We start from the raw sequence: 18,850 nt of genomic DNA, 5'->3' as shown, positions 1-18,850 counted from the left end.
AAATTCCTTACATAATATTACCAATCTCTTACAATTTTACAAGAATTTCTCCTAGCTTCCCACATAGAAAAAAGCCCTCGCATCTCTGCCTTGGGCTTTATTTTCTTAAAGTTGCATTTGATTATAAGACTTGCTGAATGAATCCAGGATGTCTTTTGGAGCCTTGTCATAGTCAACAGAGGTTTCCAAATTTCCTTTTACAATCGTACGGTAAGTCGCTGCAGCATCCTCACAGGTCACTAAAGTGATCTCATTGACACCTTCACGATCTTGAATAACATCTACACGGTCCGGAGTCACTGTCTCAACAGACGAGATGACATAAGTATAGATTTTTTCTTTATCCGTGATGTAGATCTTCATACCCGCCTTGGCTTTCTCTAATGGTGAGAATAACATGGCATTTGCTCCAGTTAGGCCAAATACGTGGTGACTAGCAAGAGAATAATTGCCTTGTCCCATGACTTGGTTTTCCTTCATGGTCCCTGCTCCGTAGTAGAGGGCTACATTTTCAAGCCCCTTAAAGATCGGAAGGTTCATGTTTAATTCAGGAATCGAAATTCCCCCAATTACTGGTAGTTTTTGAGCTTGCCATTGGGCATTGATGACGGCTTCCGTCGAAAGTGACTGGACATGTTGGAAATCAAAGCTCGTCTTCACTTCTTTATTCTTATCAATGGTTTTTTTATCGACCTTGCTAACCTGATATTGGTTGGTATGCCAAACCATAATCATGTTTCGGATCGGAGCATTGAAAATCAAGAGAAGCGAGAGAATAAACAAAAGTGTTGCAACGATGTTGATAAGAGTATTGCGTAAACTCTTTTTCTTTTTTCTTTTGCGTGACATGCTGTCCCCTTATCTATTCGTTTTCTTCCACTACTTCTTCATCTTTTTCATCAGGCTGGACAGTTGTAAAGGTCACAATTTTCGCATCCTGATCCAGTCTCATGACTTTCACACCCTGAGTTGAACGACCTGTTTGAGAAATGTTAGCCACACCTGTGCGGATCATGACTCCTGTATCGGTAATGATCATCAGATCTTCATCCCCTTTAACGGTTAAAAGACCCGCTAAGGAACCATTTTTCTCTGTAATATTGGCTGTCTTGATTCCTTTACCGCCACGGCCTTTGGTTGGGTATTCGCTAGCCATTGTCCGCTTACCATACCCTTTTTCAGTGATGATCAATACTTCATCTTGATCCGTAACGACGCTAGCCCCAACAACCTTGTCTCCTTCACGGAGATTCACACCACGTACACCTGTGGCAGAACGTCCCATATTCCGGACTACAGCCTCATTAAAGCGGACAGAATAACCATACTTGGTACCGATAATAACGTCAGCATTGCCATCTGTAAGGAAGACATTGATCAATTCATCCTCATCACGTAGATTCAGAGCTTTGAGACCGTTCTGACGAATATTCGAAAATTCAGCTACATTGGTCCGCTTGACTAAACCTTGTCGCGTCGTAAAGAAGAGATAAGCTTCGTCACTGCGGTCTTGCTCCACATTGATAATGGTTTGAATCGATTCACCTTCGTCCAATTTTAAGAGGTTGACGATTGGTAATCCTTTAGCTGTCCGGCCATATTCTGGAATCTCATAACCTTTCAGACGATAGACACGCCCCTTATTGGTAAAGAAGAGCAAGTGATCATGAGTGCTCGTAGAGACCAGTTCACGGACAAAGTCATCATCTTTGACACCAGTTCCTTGAACCCCACGTCCACCACGTTTTTGAGCCGTAAATTCCGCTTGGTCCAAACGTTTGATGTAACCTTTATTAGAAAGGGTGATTAAGACATCTGTTTCTTCGATCAAGTCTTCATCTTCAAGAGAAAGGACTTCTCCGATCATCAACTCAGTTCGGCGAGCATCGCCAAACTTGCGTTTGACTTCTTCCAGTTCTTCCTTGATGATGGTCGCCACACGTTCTGGCTTCGCCAAAATATCAGCCAAATCGGCAATCAAGGCAACCAAATCATCGTATTCACTTTGGATCTTGTCTCGTTCCAAACCGGTCAAACGACGAAGACGCATGTCCAAAATGGCTTGGCTTTGACGTTCAGAGAGCTTGAATTTAGCCATCAATTCAGCTTGTGCTTCAGCGTCTGTCTGGCTATTGCGGATGATCCGGATCACTTCATCGATGTGATCCAAAGCAATGAGCAAACCTTCTAAAATATGGGCACGTGCTTCCGCTTTTTCTTTATCAAAGATAGTCCGGCGAGTCACCACTTCTTTCTGGTGCTCAATATAAGCCCCTAAAATTTGTCGAAGAGAAAGAATCTTTGGAACACCATTTTGGATCGCCAACATATTGAAACCAAAATTGGTTTGCATTTGTGTCATCTTAAAGAGGTTGTTCAAAATAACGTTAGCCGAAGCATCTCGGCGGACCTCAATCACAAAACGAACCCCTTCACGGTTTGATTCATCACGTACAGCTGTAATCCCTTCGATCCGTTTTTCTTGCACCAAGCGAACGATGTGCTCGTGCACCTTGGTTTTATTGACCATATAAGGGAACTCAGTGACAACAATCCGTTCACGGCCACTCTTGGTTACTTCAATCTCTGTACGAGAACGAAGAACAATTGAACCTTTCCCTGTTTCATAGGCCTTATGAATACCTGATTTCCCCATGACCAAGGCTCCGGTTGGAAAATCTGGACCAGGCAGCACTTCCATGAGTTCACGAGTGGTCACTTCAGGATTGTCCATCATCAGCTTCACTGCATCAATGGTTTCTCCCAAATTGTGTGGAGGAATATTGGTTGCCATCCCAACGGCAATCCCTGTAGCTCCATTCACAAGAAGGTTAGGGAAGCGTGCTGGTAGCACCATGGGCTCCCGCTCACTGGCATCATAGTTATCTGCAAAATCAACTGTATTCTTATTGATATCCCGCAACATCTCAAGTGCGATCTTGCTCATACGGGCTTCGGTATACCGTTGTGCAGCGGCCCCATCTCCGTCCATAGAACCAAAGTTCCCATGGCCGTCCACTAGCATATAGCGATAGCTCCACCATTGCGCCATCCGAACCATGGCTTCATAAATAGAGGAATCCCCGTGTGGGTGGTATTTACCCATAACATCCCCTGTGATACGGGCTGACTTCTTATGTGGTTTATCTGGCGTAACACCCAATTCATTCATACCATACAAAATACGACGGTGAACGGGTTTTAAACCATCCCGAACATCAGGTAGGGCACGAGCTACGATAACACTCATCGCATAATCGATAAAACTCGTCTTCATTTCTGATGTTAAATTCACATCAATTAGATTATTATCCTGCATTCAAAAAATGCCTCTCTTTACTTAATTCACCATACTATTATAACACATTTTAGCCTATTTTTCTTCTTAGGAACACAAACGTAAAAACGTTTACATCAAGGATTCATACTGTTTCAGATGACAAAGACTTTCAAAAGTGGTAGAATGAAGTCGTATGAGAATCTATCTCAAAAAAAAATGAAGGAGACGTTTAGACTCATGGATTTGACTAAACAACACAAAAAAGTTATCCTTGTCGGTGACGGTGCCGTAGGTTCATCTTATGCATTTGCACTTGTCAACCAAGGAATTGCACAAGAGCTTGGAATTATCGAAATTCCTCAATTGCACGAAAAAGCTGTCGGAGATGCGCTTGACCTTAGCCACGCCCTTGCCTTCACTTCACCTAAGAAGATCTATGCGGCTGAGTACGCTGACTGTGCGGATGCTGACCTTGTTGTAATTACTGCAGGTGCTCCTCAAAAACCAGGTGAAACTCGCCTTGATCTTGTTGGTAAAAACCTTGCCATTAACAAATCAATCGTAACACAAGTTATTGAATCAGGATTTAACGGTATCTTCCTTGTAGCTGCTAACCCAGTTGACGTTTTGACATACTCTACATGGAAATTCTCAGGATTCCCTAAAGAACGCGTTATCGGTTCTGGTACTTCTCTTGACTCAGCTCGTTTCCGTCAAGCACTTGCTGAAAAATTGGACGTTGATGCTCGTTCAGTGCACGCCTACATCATGGGTGAACATGGAGACTCAGAATTCGCTGTATGGTCACACGCTAACATCGCTGGTGTAAACCTTGAAGAATTCCTTAAAGACACTCAAAACGTTCAAGAAACTGAATTGATCGAATTGTTTGAAGGCGTTCGTGATGCTGCTTACACTATCATCAACAAAAAAGGTGCTACATACTACGGTATCGCTGTTGCCCTTGCTCGTATCACTAAAGCAATCCTTGATGATGAAAATGCAGTACTTCCACTTTCTGTATTCCAAGAAGGTCAATATGGTGTTAGCAACGTCTTTATCGGTCAACCTGCCATCGTAGGTGCACACGGTATTGTACGTCCAGTGAACATCCCATTGAACGATGCAGAACAACAAAAAATGAAAGCTTCTGCTGATGAATTGCAAGCAATCATTGATGAAGCATGGAAAAACCCTGAATTCCAAGAAGCTTCTAAAAACTAAGAAAAAAACATCTCCTTATTAAAAGGGGATGTTTTTTAGCTGCTTTATTTGGATTTGTCAGCAAGGATTTCAAGCAAATAAGGCACAACGAGATTGCTCTCTATGTCTTTCAAAGAAGAAATCCATTTAAAGTCTGTATGCTCTTCTGGATCTAATATAAAATCACGCTCTTCCAAAATCTCGCCAGCATAAACTAGGCGTGTAAAGACAGTATCTTTGCTGGCATCAAATTGACTATCTTCGTGGATAATCTTATTAATCCGAAGCTTTTGATTAACCTCCTCAATAGCCTCACGTAGAGCAGCCTCTCTGGGCAATTCATTCTCTTCTACACTTCCACCTGGAATATCCCAATAAGATGGATAGACATTAGGGAGACCTCGCTTTATTTTCGAGCGTTTGATAAGCAGATACTTCCCGTCTTTCTCAATCAAGGTATGGGCGATTAATTTTACTGTCATTGCATGTTCCTCCAAGAAAGAGCAAAAAAGACTCCGAGGAGCCTCGTTATGAATCATCCACCCTGAGGGAATCGAACCCCCATCTCAAGAACCGGAATCTTACGTGATATCCATTACACTAAGGGTGGCAACTGTTATAGTATATCAAATTCTCGAGAATTTTACAAGTAAAAAAAGCTTACCGAGAGGTAAGCTTTTTGAATATTACAATTCGATATCGCCAAACAAGTCAGCCATTGAGAATCCAGTTTGAGTTTCTGGAAGATCAAAGTCGCGTTTTTCTTGTTTTGGACGACGTGGGCGAGATTGACGTTTTTCTTGTTTTTCGCCTTCTTCTTGAGCTGGACGTTCTTCAAGAGCTTTGATAGAAAGTGATACACGTTCATCTGCAGCATTTACTTCAAGAACTTTAACAGTTACTTCTTGTCCAACTTTAAGAACATCTTTTGGATTTTCAACACGTTTGTGTGAAATTTGTGAGATGTGTACAAGTCCGTCGATACCTGGCAATACCTCAACGAATGCACCGAAGTCAGTCAAACGTTTAACAGTTCCTTCGATAACATCACCAGCAGCCAATTTTTGTTCAACGCCATCCCAAGGTCCAGGGGTTGTAGCTTTCAATGAAAGTGATACACGACCTTCTTCTTCGTTCAAGTCAAGAACTTTCACTTGGATTTCTTCACCAACAGTTACAACTGATTTAGGTGATACGTTGCGTTCGTGTGATAATTCTGTCAAGTGAACCAATCCATCAACACCACCAAGGTCAATGAAGGCACCGAAGCTTGTGATACGTGCAACTTTACCAGTTACGACATCACCAACGTTCAATTTACCAAATACTTCTGCGCGTGCTGCAGCTGATTCAGCTTCAACAACTTCACGACGTGAAAGGATAAAGCGGTTTTCTTTTGGATCTACTTCTTTGATTTTAGCATCAAATTCTTGACCTACGAAACGTTCAGTGTTACGTACAAAACGAGTATCAAGCATTGAAGCTGGAATAAATCCACGAAGTCCTTCAAATTCTACTGAAAGTCCGCCCTTAACAGCGCGAGTTCCTTTAACAGTAACAACTTCTTCTTCACGTCCAACCAATTTGTCCCATGCTTTGCGAGCTTCCAAACGTTTTTTAGATACAAGGTAAGTTACTGTATCAGTATCTTTACCAACTACTTGACGAAGAACAAGCAATTCAAGTGTTTCACCTGGTTTTACCAAGTCGTTGATGTCAGCATCACGATCGTTTGTCAATTCGCGAAGAGTCAAGACACCTTCGACACCAGTTCCAGAGATTGCAACGTTAGCTTGGTTCGCGTCAACTGTCAATACTTCAGCAGTAACAACGTCACCTGGTTCAACTTGGCTAACACTGTTTAGCAAATCTTCAAATTCATTCATCTAAAAAATCCTCCAACAATCAAGTTTTCTAAAACTTGACATACTTATAATTATTTTTCCTAAGCAAGCACTCGCAATGAGATCATCTACAATCTTTAACGACTCATCCTATAAAGAAATAAAATACCTGGATAGATATTTTATCACTTATCTGATATTACCTAAGAACTGGGGTAGCTGGATTCGAACCAACGCATGAGGGAGTCAAAGTCCCTTGCCTTACCGCTTGGCTATACCCCATGAATGAAATGGAGAGAGAGGGATTCGAACCCCCGAACCCGAAGGAGCGGATTTACAGTCCGCCGCGTTTAGCCTCTTCGCTATCTCTCCATATAAATCAACAGGATCTATTATACCATTGATTTATTATGATTGCAAGCCCTTATTTATTCAAATTATAATTTTCTATCAAAATTTCAACGGCTTTTTCAAGTTTTTTGTAAAGAGAATCCACATTTCCATTTTTGATAATGGCAAATTGCCCACCCATGTCTGCAATTTCACCAATCGTTTTCTTGCCAATGGACAAAGTGAATCCATCAAAAGTGTCTTTTCCGACGGTTACTTTACTATCAACGATTTGAATCTCAATTTTCTTATCTTTTTTACTCATTTCAACCCTCTTTTCACTTTTTCTATTTTACAAAAATTCTCTTGATGACGCAAGAGAAAAGGGAGTGGGCAGAAAGAATTTAGTTAGAAATTCCTTCTTTCTCCCACCCCCGAAAAGGTCATTCGGCACTCTTTTGAGCCTAAAAGCGAATGAAGAGAAACTTTAGCTACTACGTCCTTCGTTAAGACTCGTTCTCATTGAAGCCTGGACACTTTTATCTCAGATGCTTTCGGTTTAATCGACTTTGACAATCCATCCTTCTGGCGCTTCGACATCGCCAAATTGGATACCGGTCAACTCGTCATAGAGCTTACGTGTGATAGGACCTACTTCTGTTTCAGAATAGAAGACATGGAAGTCATCACCGTGTTGAACACCTCCGATCGGAGAGATGACAGCTGCGGTACCACAAGCTCCTGCTTCTACAAAGCGATCCAGCTCATTAATAAAGACATCCCCTTCAATTGGTGTCATACCAAGACGGTGTTCTGCCAAGTAAAGCAAAGAGTACTTGGTGATCGATGGCAAAATAGACGGACTCAATGGCGTCACAAATTCGTTATTAGCAGTGATACCAAAGAAGTTTGCAGAACCAACTTCTTCAATCTTGGTGTGAGTCGCTGGATCGAGGTAAATCACGTCAGAGAAGTTACGATCATGCGCAATCTTACCTGGCAACATACTAGCTGCGTAGTTCCCACCAACTTTTGCAGCCCCTGTACCATGTGGTGCAGCACGGTCATACTCATCTTGAATCAAGAAGTTCGTTGGGACCAAACCACCTTTAAAATAGTTACCGACAGGCATGGCAAAGATGGTAAAGATATACTCATCTGCTGGATGCACACCAATAATATCACCAACCCCAATCAAAAGTGGACGAAGGTAAAGGGTAGCTCCTGTACCATATGGTGGAACATACTCTTCATTGGCTTTTACCACTGCCTTACAAGCATCTACAAACATGTCAACAGGTACTTGAGGCATCAGCAACCGATCTGCTGTGCGTTGCAAACGTTTAGCGTTTTGATCTGGACGGAACAATTGGACGCTTCCATCTTTTGTACGGTAGGCTTTCAACCCTTCAAAGGCTTGCTGACCGTAATGCAAACTTGGAGAAGATTCGGACAAATGCAAAGTCGCATCTTCTGTCAATTCCCCTTTTTCCCAAGCTCCATTGCGATAATATGCCAAATAGCGATAAGGTAATTTCATATATGAAAAGCCAAGGTTTTCCCAATCAAGTGATACTGTCATGATAATGCTCCTTTTAATTCTTTCTATTCCTAGTCGATCTGATGCAGGTCGATTCAGTTTCTCAATCTATGTACACTATTGTACACCATTTCATGAGAATTTCAAGCGAAATTTTCAATTTTCAGAAAATTTATTTTTAAAGAAAGTCAGTCCTAGAATGGACCGACGCTTTCTTTTATTTGATGGTAGCTGAAAAAACTTCTTGATCCGAAATGGTATCGTTGACAAAGGATCCATTGCTTGTTCTTTCAGAAATGCTTAATTGCGTCAAATCAATTTCTGTCACCTGCCCTGTTGTAGAAGTGATCTGAAGAATTTGATCTTGTTCTGCCACTTCATCTTGGCTCGTAAAGAGATCAAAATCTCCCTGGTCAGTGAAGACTGGACCTGCCTTGAAGACGCGGTGTGGTTTATTTTTCAACTCACGCAAGACCTGTAGTCCCCGTTTAGCCCGACTGGTCACAGGAATATCGTCCTGAGACATCCGTTTGAGACTGCCTCGCTGGGTCAAAATATACATACTTGGAGTCGTCGACTTAAAGACCGCTACCACTTGATCTCCATCTTTCAGGTTAATAGCTTTAACCCCTGCTGCTTTGGCTCCTACGACAGGGACCTCTTCAATATTGAAGCGCAAGCCATACCCATTTTTGGTGATGATCATGATGTCTTCAAGGACAACTGGCGCAACAGCTACGATACAATCGTCTTGGTCTTTTAGCTTAGCGTACTTAGTCGATTTAGAACGATAGGTCCGCCATGGGCTCAATTCCTTGCGTTCAAAGCGCTTGATTTGTCCTTGTTGAGTTGCTGCAAAATAGGTTACTCCCTCAAACTGATCCACAATCTCCGCAAAGAGAATTTCTTCCTCTTGCTCGAAATTGGTCAAGGTCTGACTGAGGTGCTCTCCGATATCCTTCCACTTGGTATCTGTTAATTCATGAATTGGTCGATAAATGGCATTCCCCAAGTTGGTAAAGAGTAAGAGATGCTGAGTGGTCTTAGCAGGCTCTACAAAAATCAACTCGTCATCGTCTCGCTTACCGACTTCTTCCAGTGTTGAGGCATTGAAAGAACGAGGCGAGGTCCGTTTGATATATCCAGCACGGGTTACGCTGACGAAAGTTTCCTCTTCAACAATGAGACTGGCTGTATCAATCTCAATCGTTTTAGCAGTATCTTGCAACTCACTGCGACGAGGGTTGCCAAAGAGCTTCTTAACTTCACGCAATTCCTTCTTCATGAGATTAAACATAGTCCGTTCATCCCCAATGATGGCTGCCAAGGTCGCGATTTGCTCCTTGAGACTGGCATGCTCTTCTTCCAAGGTCACGATATCGGTATTGGTCAAGCGGTACAATTGCAAAGTGACAATAGCTTCTGCTTGTTCTTCCGTGAAATCGTAGCTGACCTTGAGGTTTTCTTTAGCATCTGCCTTGTTATCAGAAGCGCGGATCAAGGCGATGACCTCATCGAGAATGGAAATGACGCGGATCAAGCCCTCTACGATGTGGAGGCGTCGCTCTGCCTTTTCCTTATCAAAGCGCGAGCGAGCGACAATGATATCCCGACGGTGTGCAATGTAGCTAGAGAGAATCGGTACAATCCCCACCTGACGTGGTGTGTAGTTGTCAATCGCCACCATATTGAAGTTGTAGTTGACCTGCAAGTCAGTATACTTGAACAAGTAGTTCAAAATCAAATCTGCATTGGCATCTTTCTTCAACTCAATCGCAATGCGAAGACCATCTCGGTCAGACTCATCCCGAACTTCTGCGATACCAGCCACCTTGTTGTTAACACGAACATCGTCGATCTTCTTGACCAAGACTGCCTTGTTGATCTCATAAGGAATCTCGGTGACAACGATTTGTTGCTTACCGCCTTTTAGCTGCTCGATCTCAGTTTTAGAGCGGACAACCACCCGACCCTTACCAGTTTCATAGGCTTTCTTAATCTCATCCCTGCCTTGGATAATGGCACCAGTTGGGAAATCCGGTCCAGGTAGAAACTCCATGAGCTTGTCTACCTTGGCAGATGGATGGTCGATCATATAGACCACGGCATCAATGACTTCAGCAAAGTTGTGTGGCGGAATATCTGTCGCGTAACCAGCTGAAATCCCTGTTGCCCCATTGACCAAGAGGTTTGGAAAGGCTGACGGCAAAACAGTTGGCTCTTTTTCCGTATCATCAAAGTTCCAGGCAAAAGGCACTGTGTTCTTTTCGATATCTTGCAAAAGATAGCCTGCAATTTCAGACAAACGGGCCTCGGTATAACGCATGGCTGCAGGTGGATCACCGTCCATGGAACCATTGTTTCCGTGCATTTCCACAAGGATCTCACGGTTCTTCCAGTCTTGAGACATGCGGACCATGGCATCATAGATGGAACTGTCTCCGTGAGGGTGGAAATTCCCCATGATATTTCCGACAGACTTGGCAGACTTGCGGTAGCCCTTGTCATGGGTATTGCCATCCTTATTCATCGAATAAAGAATCCGTCGTTGAACTGGTTTCAAGCCATCCCGAATATCAGGAAGAGCCCGTTCTTGAATAATGTATTTGGAGTAGCGACCAAAGCGCTCCCCCATGATGTCCTCCAAGGACATATTTTGAATATTAGACATAAGATACAAAGCCCTTAAAATACAAAGTGAAAATTAGAAATTTATCTTTTTCACACAGCACTCAGGGCGTGTTCAACTCCTTTCAAAGAATGTTGAGTAGTCTTTTGTAGAAAAAGGCAATCGGTTACCACAAGCAACCAAAGGATCCTTTTTTTAGTTTAAAATAGATTCATTGAATGATTCGAAAGTTTCTCTTTAGCATAAGAAGTCATTTTTTCTGCTACTTCCTTATCGTAAGTAAACCCCATCTCTTGGGCCAGAATTTGAGCTTCTCGATTGAATAGCCCCATGGTAGCAAATAAAGACTGAGTGATTTTATCGAAACTTGATAAATCAAGCAAAGCTGAGAACTCCTTCTCTTGCCCGGCTGGTAGATACTGGAAGAGGTACTTGTAGTTCTTTCCGATATCAACTATTCCCCTATCGCTTGTCACCTGCCAAGCTATGACCTTAAGCAATTCTTGCTGACAAATGCCATAGAGGTGGTCGGTCGCATAAATAAGCTGATTTCTTCGAATAGCCTTGACGACATATGCCGATACCCACCAAAATTCATTGCAGGCGGCTGCAAATTCCTCTTCAGTAGGCGGAGCGGTCCAATAGCGCTTGGAATTAGGCTGATAGGCTTCAAACAAGCCTTTGTCGTCTTTTATAACTTCAAAATTTGCTTCGCTGTCCACCCACTCTTGGATAGACTCCTTGGGACAGAGGGTCAAATCGATACGGTTGCCATCTTCAAAGAGCATGAGATACAGACGACGGTGTCCCAGTCGGTTGTGCTGTTCGATGAGTCGGTTTCCGTACTGATCCAACCAGGATAAATCCGAAATCAGGTCTTCTAGATCATCAACGATATAGACCACATCATAATCTTGAAACTCGTCTTTGGGTGCCCGAGGATTGGCTCGCGAACCGGATAAGGCCACTGCTTCCACTTGCAAGGACTCAGCTATCTGCAAAATCAGATTCATCATTTCTGTATCAGTTCTCATGTCGATTCCTTACCATTTCTACATCCCAGCTTATTTAATTTATAAGTAGAAAGTGATTAAAAAACTGTATTTTCTTCCAAGGTAAACTTAACATTGTCTTCAATCCATTGACGACGTGGTGCAGCCTTATCTCCCATAAGGACAGAGACACGGCGTTCTGCACGCGCTAAATCATCAATGGTGACACGGATCAGGGTACGAGTTTCTGGATTCATGGTCGTTTCCCAAAGCTGATCCGCATTCATTTCCCCCAACCCTTTGTACCGTTGGAGGGTTGCTCCACGGCCAAAGGTCCGACGCAACTCTTCTAATTCGCTATCTGTCCAAGCATAGGCTACTTCTTCTTTCTTGCCTTTGCCTTTCGACATCTTATAAAGAGGAGGAAGTGCAATGTAGACATGACCTGCTTCTACCAAAGGGCGCATATAGCGATAGAAGAAGGTTAAGAGGAGGGTTTGAATGTGGGCACCATCCGTATCCGCGTCGGTCATGATAATGATCTTATCGTAGTTGGCGTCTTCCACTGAGAAATCTGCCCCAACGCCAGCACCGATGGTGTAGATCATGGTGTTGATCTCCTCGTTTTTGAGGATATCACTCATATTGGCCTTCTCAGTATTAAGAACCTTCCCACGAAGGGGGAGAATCGCTTGGAACTTACGGTCCCGCCCTTGTTTGGCAGAACCGCCGGCTGAGTCTCCTTCGACTAGATAGAGTTCGTTTTTCTTAGGATTTTTAGACTGGGCTGGTGTCAATTTCCCAGATAAAAGTCCTTTGTCTTTTTTGCTCTTCTTGCCATTTCGACTTTCATCTCGCGCTTTTCGAGCAGCTTCACGCGCATCCCGGGCTTTAATAGCCTTACGAATGAGATTGGAAGCCAACTCCCCATTTTCCATGAGGAAGAAGGTCAATTTATCAGAAACAATGCTATCGACGACTGGACGAGCCAAGGGACTTCCTAATTTGTCTTTGGTTTGCCCTTCAAACTGCAAATGAGCTTCTGGAACCAGGATAGAGAGAACAGCCGACAAACCTTCACGATAGTCTGATCCTTCCAGATTCTTGTCTTTTTCTTTGAGAAGTCCTGTCTTTCTTGCATAGTCGTTCATAGCCTTGGTAATAGCTGTCTTCAGACCCGTCTCGTGGGTTCCCCCATCTTTGGTGCGGACATTATTAACGAAGGACAAGATATTATCTGAGTAGCCATCATTGTATTGCATAGCCACTTCTACCTGAAAACCATCTGATTCGCCACTAAAGTAGAGAACCGGTGTCAAAGTTTCCTTGTCTTCGTTCAAGTACTCTACGAAATCTTGGACACCATTTTCATAATGAAAGGCCACATGGTTGTCTTCTTCCTTACGAAGATCGGTCAGCGTCAGCGTCACGTCCTTCAGCAAGAAGGCTGATTCTTTGATTCGCTCAGCAATGGTATTAAATTTGAAATCCGTCGTTGAAAAGATGGTTGGATCTGGCATGAAGGTGACCTTGGTCCCTGTCTTAGACTTGGGAGCAGAGCCGATCTTTTCGAGGGTTGTAACTGGTTTTCCACCATCTTCAAAACGTTGCTTGTAGACAGCTCCATCACGAGTAATTTCTACCTCTAGCCAGCTAGAAAGGGCATTGACGACAGAAGATCCCACTCCGTGAAGACCTCCAGATGTCTTATAGCCTCCTTGACCAAACTTCCCTCCGGCGTGGAGGACTGTAAAGATCACCTCAACGGTTGGTTTACCCATAGCATGCATCCCGGTCGGCATCCCACGTCCCTGGTCTTCTACCGATAGCGAACCATCTTTATTAATCGTTACATCGATTTGTGATCCAAAGCCAGACAAGGCTTCATCGACCGCATTATCCACGATCTCCCAGACCATGTGATGCAAGCCATTTCCGTCGGTCGATCCGATATACATCCCTGGACGTTTACGGACTGCATCCAACCCTTCTAGTACCTGAATGGCATCGTCATTATAATTATTAATATTGATTTCCTTTTTTGCCACAAGGAACCTCCTGTTTGTTCATCTTTTCTATATTACAGTTTTTTAGGAAATTTTGCAAAATTTTTTCTCTTTATATGGAGATTTCTATATCTCAGTAAAAAAAGCTGGCTTGACACTTTCTTCAGATGTCACACTTGAACTCCAGAAATTGCTTTTTCTATCGATGGCTTTTTGATATAATGAGAGTATGATAAAAGAAATAAGTGTTTTAATTTTAGCCTATCTGTTAGGCTCCATTCCTTCGGGATTATGGATTGGGAAAATCTTTTTCCATATTAATTTACGGGAACATGGCTCGGGCAATACAGGAACGACCAATACCTTTCGGATTTTAGGGAAGAAAGCTGGGGTCATTGTCTTTGCGATTGATTTCTTGAAAGGAACTTTGGCCGTTCTCCTTCCGACTTTCTTTGGAATTCAGGGGATCTCGCCGATGGTCTTTGGTCTCTTAGCCGTTTTGGGGCACACTTTCCCAATTTTTGCTGGATTTAAGGGTGGAAAGGCAGTGGCGACGAGTGCTGGTGTCTTACTTGGTTTCTCGCCTATCCTGCTACTCATTTTAGCAGTTTATTTTGTAGCTAGCCTGTATTTAACCAGTATGATTTCGTTTTCGAGTGTTACCGTTGCGCTACTCGCCATTCTTTCGGTCCTCCTTCTTCCTTTGACTGGATGGATCTTGCACAGCTATGATCCACTTTTTACAATCATTGTCTTGGCACTAGCGACCTTGATCATTCTTCGTCACAAGGACAATATCCAACGGATCAAAGAGAAAAAAGAAAATCTCATCCCTTGGGGAAAGAATATCACCCATCAACAACCAAAAAACTAGAGCAAGCGCTCTAGTTTTTTATGTTCATTAAACAGAAGATCTATGGAAGAAAGCAAATAGGAGTCTCTTTCTTCTATAACTTCACTTTCAGGAGTCTCTCAATTTCTTGATAAAGAATCTTTGTTGGCTGGTAGACTTTGCTTTTCTGAGCCAGAGCCTTTAGGTGTGACCAATCTTCCCGAGAAACCAATTCATTAAATAAGCGCAAAACTTCGGAATCTGTCTTTTTACGAGAAACCAATCCTACTTGGAATAACTCAGCCCGAACCGCATTGTCAAACTGGTCATAGTCCTGAGGCAAAATCAGACTAGGAATCCCCTCTTCGATACACCCCATCAAAATCCCAGCACCTGCATGATGAATGGCAAAGTCCATTTGATCCAGAACATCTGAATAAGGGAGGTAATCAAAGATCAGAAGATTTTCCGACAACATCCTTGGTGGATGCTCCAAACCACTAGGGTCGCCTAGGGTTACGTAAAAGACATAGTCAGGATGTTCTTGGCTCAAAAGCTTTGCCAACTCCACCATCCTCTCCTTTTCCCATTTTAAATGGGTCCCACAGGTAACGAGGACCCGCTTTTTAGAACTCGTAAAATACTGTTTCTGTTCTTGAGGAAGTCGATCAAAAGAGAGACAGCGATAACCAACCCATTTAAGCTGGGAAGGAAAATCGTCTCGAAACTCCAACTCTTTCATGCCCAGTGCCAAGATTGAATAGGGAGAATAGACCGCTTCTGTCCCATCTTCACGGTAGAGTTTAAAATCCTGTATGGTATCAAGATTCTTCTTAACCAGCGCAAACCCAACTTTCTTTGCCAGACGGATGACTTGCCTACCCAGAGCATCTCTCCATTTGTAGAAGGTCCCCTGATGCGGTTTCCATCCTCCTAGATAAGCCGGAGTGGTCGTGCGACTTTCAATTGCTACTGGACTTGGAATGGTCGTAATCCAAGGAATCCCCAAACGATCTGCTAAAACTCCAGCAGGAGCGGCTACAAAATCTGCAATAATCAAGTCTGGTCTCCCCTCAGAGTCCCAAACTCGATTTATCTCGTTGAAAACTTCAGGAATCAGTTTGCTATTAGCCCCTAATTGTTGGTACATGATAAAGAGATTTGCTTGCTTGGCAGTATTAGCTATATCTTCCATGACTGTCGGACGGTCAGGAAACAAGGCAAGGCAGTCGAAGCCAATCTGCTCGACCAATTCCTTTTTCTGAAAACCTGTGATGACTCGAACCTGAAAACGAGGATCCTCCAGCAAGGGCTTGACCAAAGTCAAAGTCGGAAATAAATGACCACTAAAGGGGACGCTAATCACATCGATTTTTATCACTTTGTCTAATCCAGTCATAGATGATTCCTTTCACATCTTCTCTGTATTCATAGCTATAATGATTCGTATCCACTTGGATATCCGCTGAATGGCGGTCCAAAATTCGTGAATAAGGATCTTTTTTGCCTTTGATAACCAATACCTCTATCTCCTTTTGACTTAAAAGAAGCTGGGAAACAGGGCCAAGCGCTATCACGCGCAAGCTTGGCAAGGATACCTCCTTCCCTACACTTCTAAGCCACTGCGTCAGCATATTGACCCCTGAACTCTTACAAATAAGAACCACTTCCTGCACTTCCAGCAAGGGAGACAAGTGTTGTTGTAAGAGCTTTTGGAAGCGAGGGTTCAAAATCGTATGCCAATAGTAGATGATATTGGATGCAGAAGCTGACAAGGGGGATACTTGAGGAAACTTTATATGTTCAAAATCTTGATTGAAGGGAAAATTGCTGGCTACTACTGAATAGCCTGATGGACAAATCGCATGAAGGAGGTCTAGCTGCCCAGCTGTCAGCCCGGCACAAGTGACATCACTGCTCCCACTGAGAAAGAGAACCAAGCGATTAGAGTCTAGCATGGTCTGATCAAGAGATAAGTCAGACAAACGGTCTAGATAGGACTTCATCTTACTCATAACGAATCTTTCCGTCCGTCACACGAATCTTCCGTCCCCGCCAGTTTATCACAGGAGGAGTCAATAGAACATAGACAAACAACCAAGGAAGCAGGAGATCATTCAGCACTTCATAGATGACTTCATCCAAGTGTAGGCGATTGGATAGAATGCTTTGCCGATAGAGGAGCATCCATACTGCCTTGAATACCAGTAAGCTTAAGGCTAGAAGAAGATAAGGCCATCCTAAAATGAGACTTAGGATCAAACCTGGAAGAGGTAGAAAACTCGGTAAACCTATGAGACTAAACAGCTTCCAATCCAGGTGTTCTTTGAGGTAGATAGAGCTAAAGAGAAGCCAACGCTTCATCTGGAGCAAATATTGCTTGGCATCCTTGATAGTCGTTCGAACATTACAGGTAACTCGCGTTTGAATAATGGATATTCCTTTACTACTCAAAAAATCGGCCACGGCTAAATCATCACATAGATAATCCTTAATCGCTGTGAAAAGCTTCTGGCCTTTTGCAAGTTCTACCGGTAGGATATAAAACATCCCGTTGATGGAGTGATTCGCCTCAACTTCTGCCATTGTAAAATAGGTAATAAAGGAATTGCCATTTACAAATGCTGCGACCAGCTTGGACCAGAAATTGCTTCTCTCCTGGTTATAAGGAATACCTGTCAGAATGACCTCTTGACCCAAATAGGCGGTCAGCTCACCCATTTTAGAAAAATCAATCACACTATCATCGTCCAAAACAATCAGATAAGGCCGGGTCAGCTCCTCTACAACCTGCTCAATCTTGTAACTCTTGGGATTAATCCCCTGAGGGACGTCTTCAATGAGAAAAATTCGAATGCGGTGGGCAAAGGATGCGTCTTTACAAATCCGATCTGCTACTCGCTGGGCTTCTGTATCAGACTGATCAATCAACCAGTAGAATTCTACTGCTTCAGTTTGCTGGAGATTGGCCCGCAAATCACTCTCTAAACGAGGATCCCCAGAAAGGATGGGTTGGACCACCGTAAAAAGCTCTTCTGGAAAGTCCGCAGTATGAACCTGACCTCTTTTATAATAAGTAAAGGACAGCAACCAACGGATGAGAAATAAAAGAAGATAAGTAACGGCTAAAAATATAAATACAAATTTCATCTATTCAGTCCCTTTTTTAAATATATAGCAAGGAGACGGATGATCCACCTTTGGGGAAGCAGGCGACCTAGCCAAACTAGCAAGCGATAGCGAAGGCCGATAATAGCATAGGAAGTATCCCTTTCTATAAATCGGATCAACTGCTGAGCGACTTTCTCAGGCTTCATCTGCAAGCGACTGCCACCCAATGCTTCTACTAGTTTGGGAGGAAAAATAGCTGTTTGGACTGGTCCAAGAATATAGAGACCTAGCTGAATCGGGGAATCTGATTGCCTCAGTTCCTCCTGGAGAGCAAGAGTGTAGGTCTGCAAGGCAGCCTTACTGGCACTATAGGCTGCTAGATAGGGATGAGGAAAAAGAGTAGCCAGAGATGACAACTGGACTAGCTGGATCTTATGATTCTTCTTCACTAATTGCTTAATTAGTTGAACCGGAGCATGGTAATTGACTTGCCAGAGGTCTTGCTCACTAGCTGAATCAAGGTCACTTTCACGGGAAAAGTAAGCTAAACCTGCACAATTAACAAGAAGATCTGCATCTAGGTTCTCTACAAAAGATTCTAGAGCCACTTGATCTAGCATATCTAATGTTAGGATTGAAAGCTGCGCCTTACTCCCAGTTAGTTCTTTTTGGACTTGGGAGAGTTTGTCAGCATCTCGACTCACTAAAAACAGATGCTCCAAACGTTGTGCCAATTCTTTCGCTAGCTGCCGGCCAATCCCTCCTGTAGCGCCTAAAATGATTGCTTTTTTTATAGTATCTTCTATCTTCATAGCTCTAGTGTACCAAATTTCAACCAGTTAGAAAACTCTTACTACCATTCTCCAGCTTTACAGTTCAACCCCTACTTGTCAAAAATGTCTCTAACATAAAAATAGAGTCCTTTTTGTCTTTTGTCTATTTCCTAACCCTACTTCGATAACTACTAGCTATTAGGCGATCAAATAGGAAGGGTCGGTTTAATAAAACTACTGGAGCTGTGATGATTACAAATAGTACCAACATAAAAAAGCAAGAGCAAACAAGCAGAGGAACAAGAGTCTA

At 43.0% G+C, this 18,850-nt stretch carries 15 protein-coding genes and 3 tRNA genes; 2 read left to right on the top strand and 16 right to left on the bottom strand.

All coding sequences use genetic code 11. The annotated features are described in order from the left end of the window. Nucleotides 1-105: 105 nt before the first annotated feature. Nucleotides 106-849, bottom strand: a complete 744-nt coding sequence (locus tag TZ97_RS03515; RefSeq protein ID WP_045759396.1) for a class A sortase — start codon at nt 847-849, stop codon at nt 106-108. A gap of 13 nt (nt 850-862) precedes the next feature. Beyond that, nucleotides 863-3,319 carry a DNA gyrase subunit A gene (gene gyrA / locus TZ97_RS03510; RefSeq protein WP_045759395.1) on the bottom strand — a complete coding sequence of 819 codons (2,457 nt, stop codon included), beginning with the start codon at nt 3,317-3,319 and terminating at the stop codon, nt 863-865. A 198-nt stretch (nt 3,320-3,517) separates the two neighbouring features. Here gyrA and TZ97_RS03505 point away from each other — a divergent pair, with 198 nt between their 5' ends. Further along, nucleotides 3,518-4,504, top strand: coding sequence for an L-lactate dehydrogenase (locus TZ97_RS03505; protein ID WP_021153137.1), 987 nt, complete (start codon nt 3,518-3,520; stop codon nt 4,502-4,504). A gap of 44 nt (nt 4,505-4,548) precedes the next feature. On the opposite strand, the gene TZ97_RS03500 is transcribed toward TZ97_RS03505, so the two are convergent. The 10 genes from TZ97_RS03500 to parE all read right to left on the bottom strand — a co-directional run bounded on the left by TZ97_RS03500 (nt 4,549) and on the right by parE (nt 13,866). Next, nucleotides 4,549-4,965 (bottom strand): NUDIX hydrolase, encoded by a 417-nt coding sequence (locus tag TZ97_RS03500; protein WP_045759394.1) that lies wholly within the window; start codon nt 4,963-4,965, stop codon nt 4,549-4,551. 56 nt (nt 4,966-5,021) lie between these two features. Further along, nucleotides 5,022-5,093: transfer RNA gene (locus TZ97_RS03495), tRNA-Arg, on the bottom strand. Nucleotides 5,094-5,169: 76 nt separating this feature from the next. Next, a complete protein-coding gene (rpsA, locus tag TZ97_RS03490) occupies nt 5,170-6,369 on the bottom strand; it encodes a 30S ribosomal protein S1 (protein ID WP_003011990.1) in 1,200 nt (399 codons plus the stop codon). A 168-nt stretch (nt 6,370-6,537) separates the two neighbouring features. Next, nucleotides 6,538-6,609: transfer RNA gene (locus TZ97_RS03485), tRNA-Gln, on the bottom strand. Between the two features lie 9 nt (nt 6,610-6,618). After that, nucleotides 6,619-6,699 (bottom strand) — tRNA-Tyr (locus tag TZ97_RS03480). Between the two features lie 52 nt (nt 6,700-6,751). After that, nucleotides 6,752-6,982: a DUF2969 domain-containing protein gene (locus TZ97_RS03475; protein ID WP_021153135.1), complete on the bottom strand. Its 231-nt coding sequence runs from the start codon at nt 6,980-6,982 to the stop codon at nt 6,752-6,754. Nucleotides 6,983-7,216: 234 nt separating this feature from the next. Continuing rightward, entirely contained in the window at nt 7,217-8,239 is a 1,023-nt protein-coding gene (locus TZ97_RS03470) for a branched-chain amino acid aminotransferase (RefSeq protein WP_021153134.1), read from the bottom strand. Nucleotides 8,240-8,414: 175 nt separating this feature from the next. Continuing rightward, entirely contained in the window at nt 8,415-10,868 is a 2,454-nt protein-coding gene (gene parC, locus TZ97_RS03465) for a DNA topoisomerase IV subunit A (protein ID WP_045759393.1), read from the bottom strand. A 158-nt stretch (nt 10,869-11,026) separates the two neighbouring features. Continuing rightward, a complete protein-coding gene (locus TZ97_RS03460) occupies nt 11,027-11,860 on the bottom strand; it encodes an aminoglycoside 6-adenylyltransferase (RefSeq protein WP_045759392.1) in 834 nt (277 codons plus the stop codon). A 56-nt stretch (nt 11,861-11,916) separates the two neighbouring features. Beyond that, nucleotides 11,917-13,866, bottom strand: coding sequence for a DNA topoisomerase IV subunit B (parE, locus tag TZ97_RS03455; protein ID WP_003007156.1), 1,950 nt, complete (start codon nt 13,864-13,866; stop codon nt 11,917-11,919). A gap of 187 nt (nt 13,867-14,053) precedes the next feature. Here parE and plsY point away from each other — a divergent pair, with 187 nt between their 5' ends. Next, entirely contained in the window at nt 14,054-14,698 is a 645-nt protein-coding gene (plsY, locus tag TZ97_RS03450; RefSeq protein WP_021153125.1) for a glycerol-3-phosphate 1-O-acyltransferase PlsY, read from the top strand. Nucleotides 14,699-14,771: 73 nt separating this feature from the next. On the opposite strand, the gene TZ97_RS03445 is transcribed toward plsY, so the two are convergent. Genes TZ97_RS03445 through TZ97_RS03430 form a run of 4 tightly spaced genes read right to left on the bottom strand, consistent with a single transcriptional unit; the run spans nt 14,772 to nt 18,579 of the window. Then, nucleotides 14,772-16,055 (bottom strand): glycosyltransferase, encoded by a 1,284-nt coding sequence (locus TZ97_RS03445; RefSeq protein ID WP_045759391.1) that lies wholly within the window; start codon nt 16,053-16,055, stop codon nt 14,772-14,774. Then, nucleotides 16,015-16,671, bottom strand: a complete 657-nt coding sequence (locus tag TZ97_RS03440; protein ID WP_045759390.1) for a hypothetical protein — start codon at nt 16,669-16,671, stop codon at nt 16,015-16,017. The genes TZ97_RS03445 and TZ97_RS03440 overlap by 41 nt, the downstream gene beginning before the upstream one ends. Further along, nucleotides 16,664-17,806 carry a glycosyltransferase gene (locus TZ97_RS03435; protein WP_045759389.1) on the bottom strand — a complete coding sequence of 381 codons (1,143 nt, stop codon included), beginning with the start codon at nt 17,804-17,806 and terminating at the stop codon, nt 16,664-16,666. The genes TZ97_RS03440 and TZ97_RS03435 overlap by 8 nt, the downstream gene beginning before the upstream one ends. Continuing rightward, nucleotides 17,803-18,579 carry an SDR family NAD(P)-dependent oxidoreductase gene (locus TZ97_RS03430; protein ID WP_021153120.1) on the bottom strand — a complete coding sequence of 259 codons (777 nt, stop codon included), beginning with the start codon at nt 18,577-18,579 and terminating at the stop codon, nt 17,803-17,805. Before TZ97_RS03430 ends, TZ97_RS03435 begins: the two co-directional genes overlap by 4 nt. Between the last annotated feature and the right edge of the window lie 271 nt (nt 18,580-18,850).

The sequence above is a fragment of the Streptococcus parasanguinis genome, assembly GCF_000963275.1.
GTDB lineage: Bacteria > Bacillota > Bacilli > Lactobacillales > Streptococcaceae > Streptococcus > Streptococcus parasanguinis_B.
Note: the sequence above shows the minus strand (reverse complement) of the source record. Positions and strands in the feature narration are given on the sequence as shown.

Coding starts and splice junctions, on each gene's coding strand:
- TZ97_RS03500 (WP_045759394.1), bottom strand. CDS start 4,965: ATGACAGTAAAATTAATCGCCCATACCTTGATTGAGAAAGACGGGAAG.
- TZ97_RS03445 (WP_045759391.1), bottom strand. CDS start 16,055: ATGACTGGATTAGACAAAGTGATAAAAATCGATGTGATTAGCGTCCCC.
- TZ97_RS03460 (WP_045759392.1), bottom strand. CDS start 11,860: ATGAGAACTGATACAGAAATGATGAATCTGATTTTGCAGATAGCTGAG.
- TZ97_RS03470 (WP_021153134.1), bottom strand. CDS start 8,239: ATGACAGTATCACTTGATTGGGAAAACCTTGGCTTTTCATATATGAAA.
- TZ97_RS03475 (WP_021153135.1), bottom strand. CDS start 6,982: ATGAGTAAAAAAGATAAGAAAATTGAGATTCAAATCGTTGATAGTAAA.
- plsY (WP_021153125.1), top strand. CDS start 14,054: ATGATAAAAGAAATAAGTGTTTTAATTTTAGCCTATCTGTTAGGCTCC.
- gyrA (WP_045759395.1), bottom strand. CDS start 3,319: ATGCAGGATAATAATCTAATTGATGTGAATTTAACATCAGAAATGAAG.
- TZ97_RS03430 (WP_021153120.1), bottom strand. CDS start 18,579: ATGAAGATAGAAGATACTATAAAAAAAGCAATCATTTTAGGCGCTACA.
- TZ97_RS03505 (WP_021153137.1), top strand. CDS start 3,518: ATGGATTTGACTAAACAACACAAAAAAGTTATCCTTGTCGGTGACGGT.
- TZ97_RS03440 (WP_045759390.1), bottom strand. CDS start 16,671: ATGAGTAAGATGAAGTCCTATCTAGACCGTTTGTCTGACTTATCTCTT.
- TZ97_RS03435 (WP_045759389.1), bottom strand. CDS start 17,806: ATGAAATTTGTATTTATATTTTTAGCCGTTACTTATCTTCTTTTATTT.
- parC (WP_045759393.1), bottom strand. CDS start 10,868: ATGTCTAATATTCAAAATATGTCCTTGGAGGACATCATGGGGGAGCGC.
- rpsA (WP_003011990.1), bottom strand. CDS start 6,369: ATGAATGAATTTGAAGATTTGCTAAACAGTGTTAGCCAAGTTGAACCA.
- TZ97_RS03515 (WP_045759396.1), bottom strand. CDS start 849: ATGTCACGCAAAAGAAAAAAGAAAAAGAGTTTACGCAATACTCTTATC.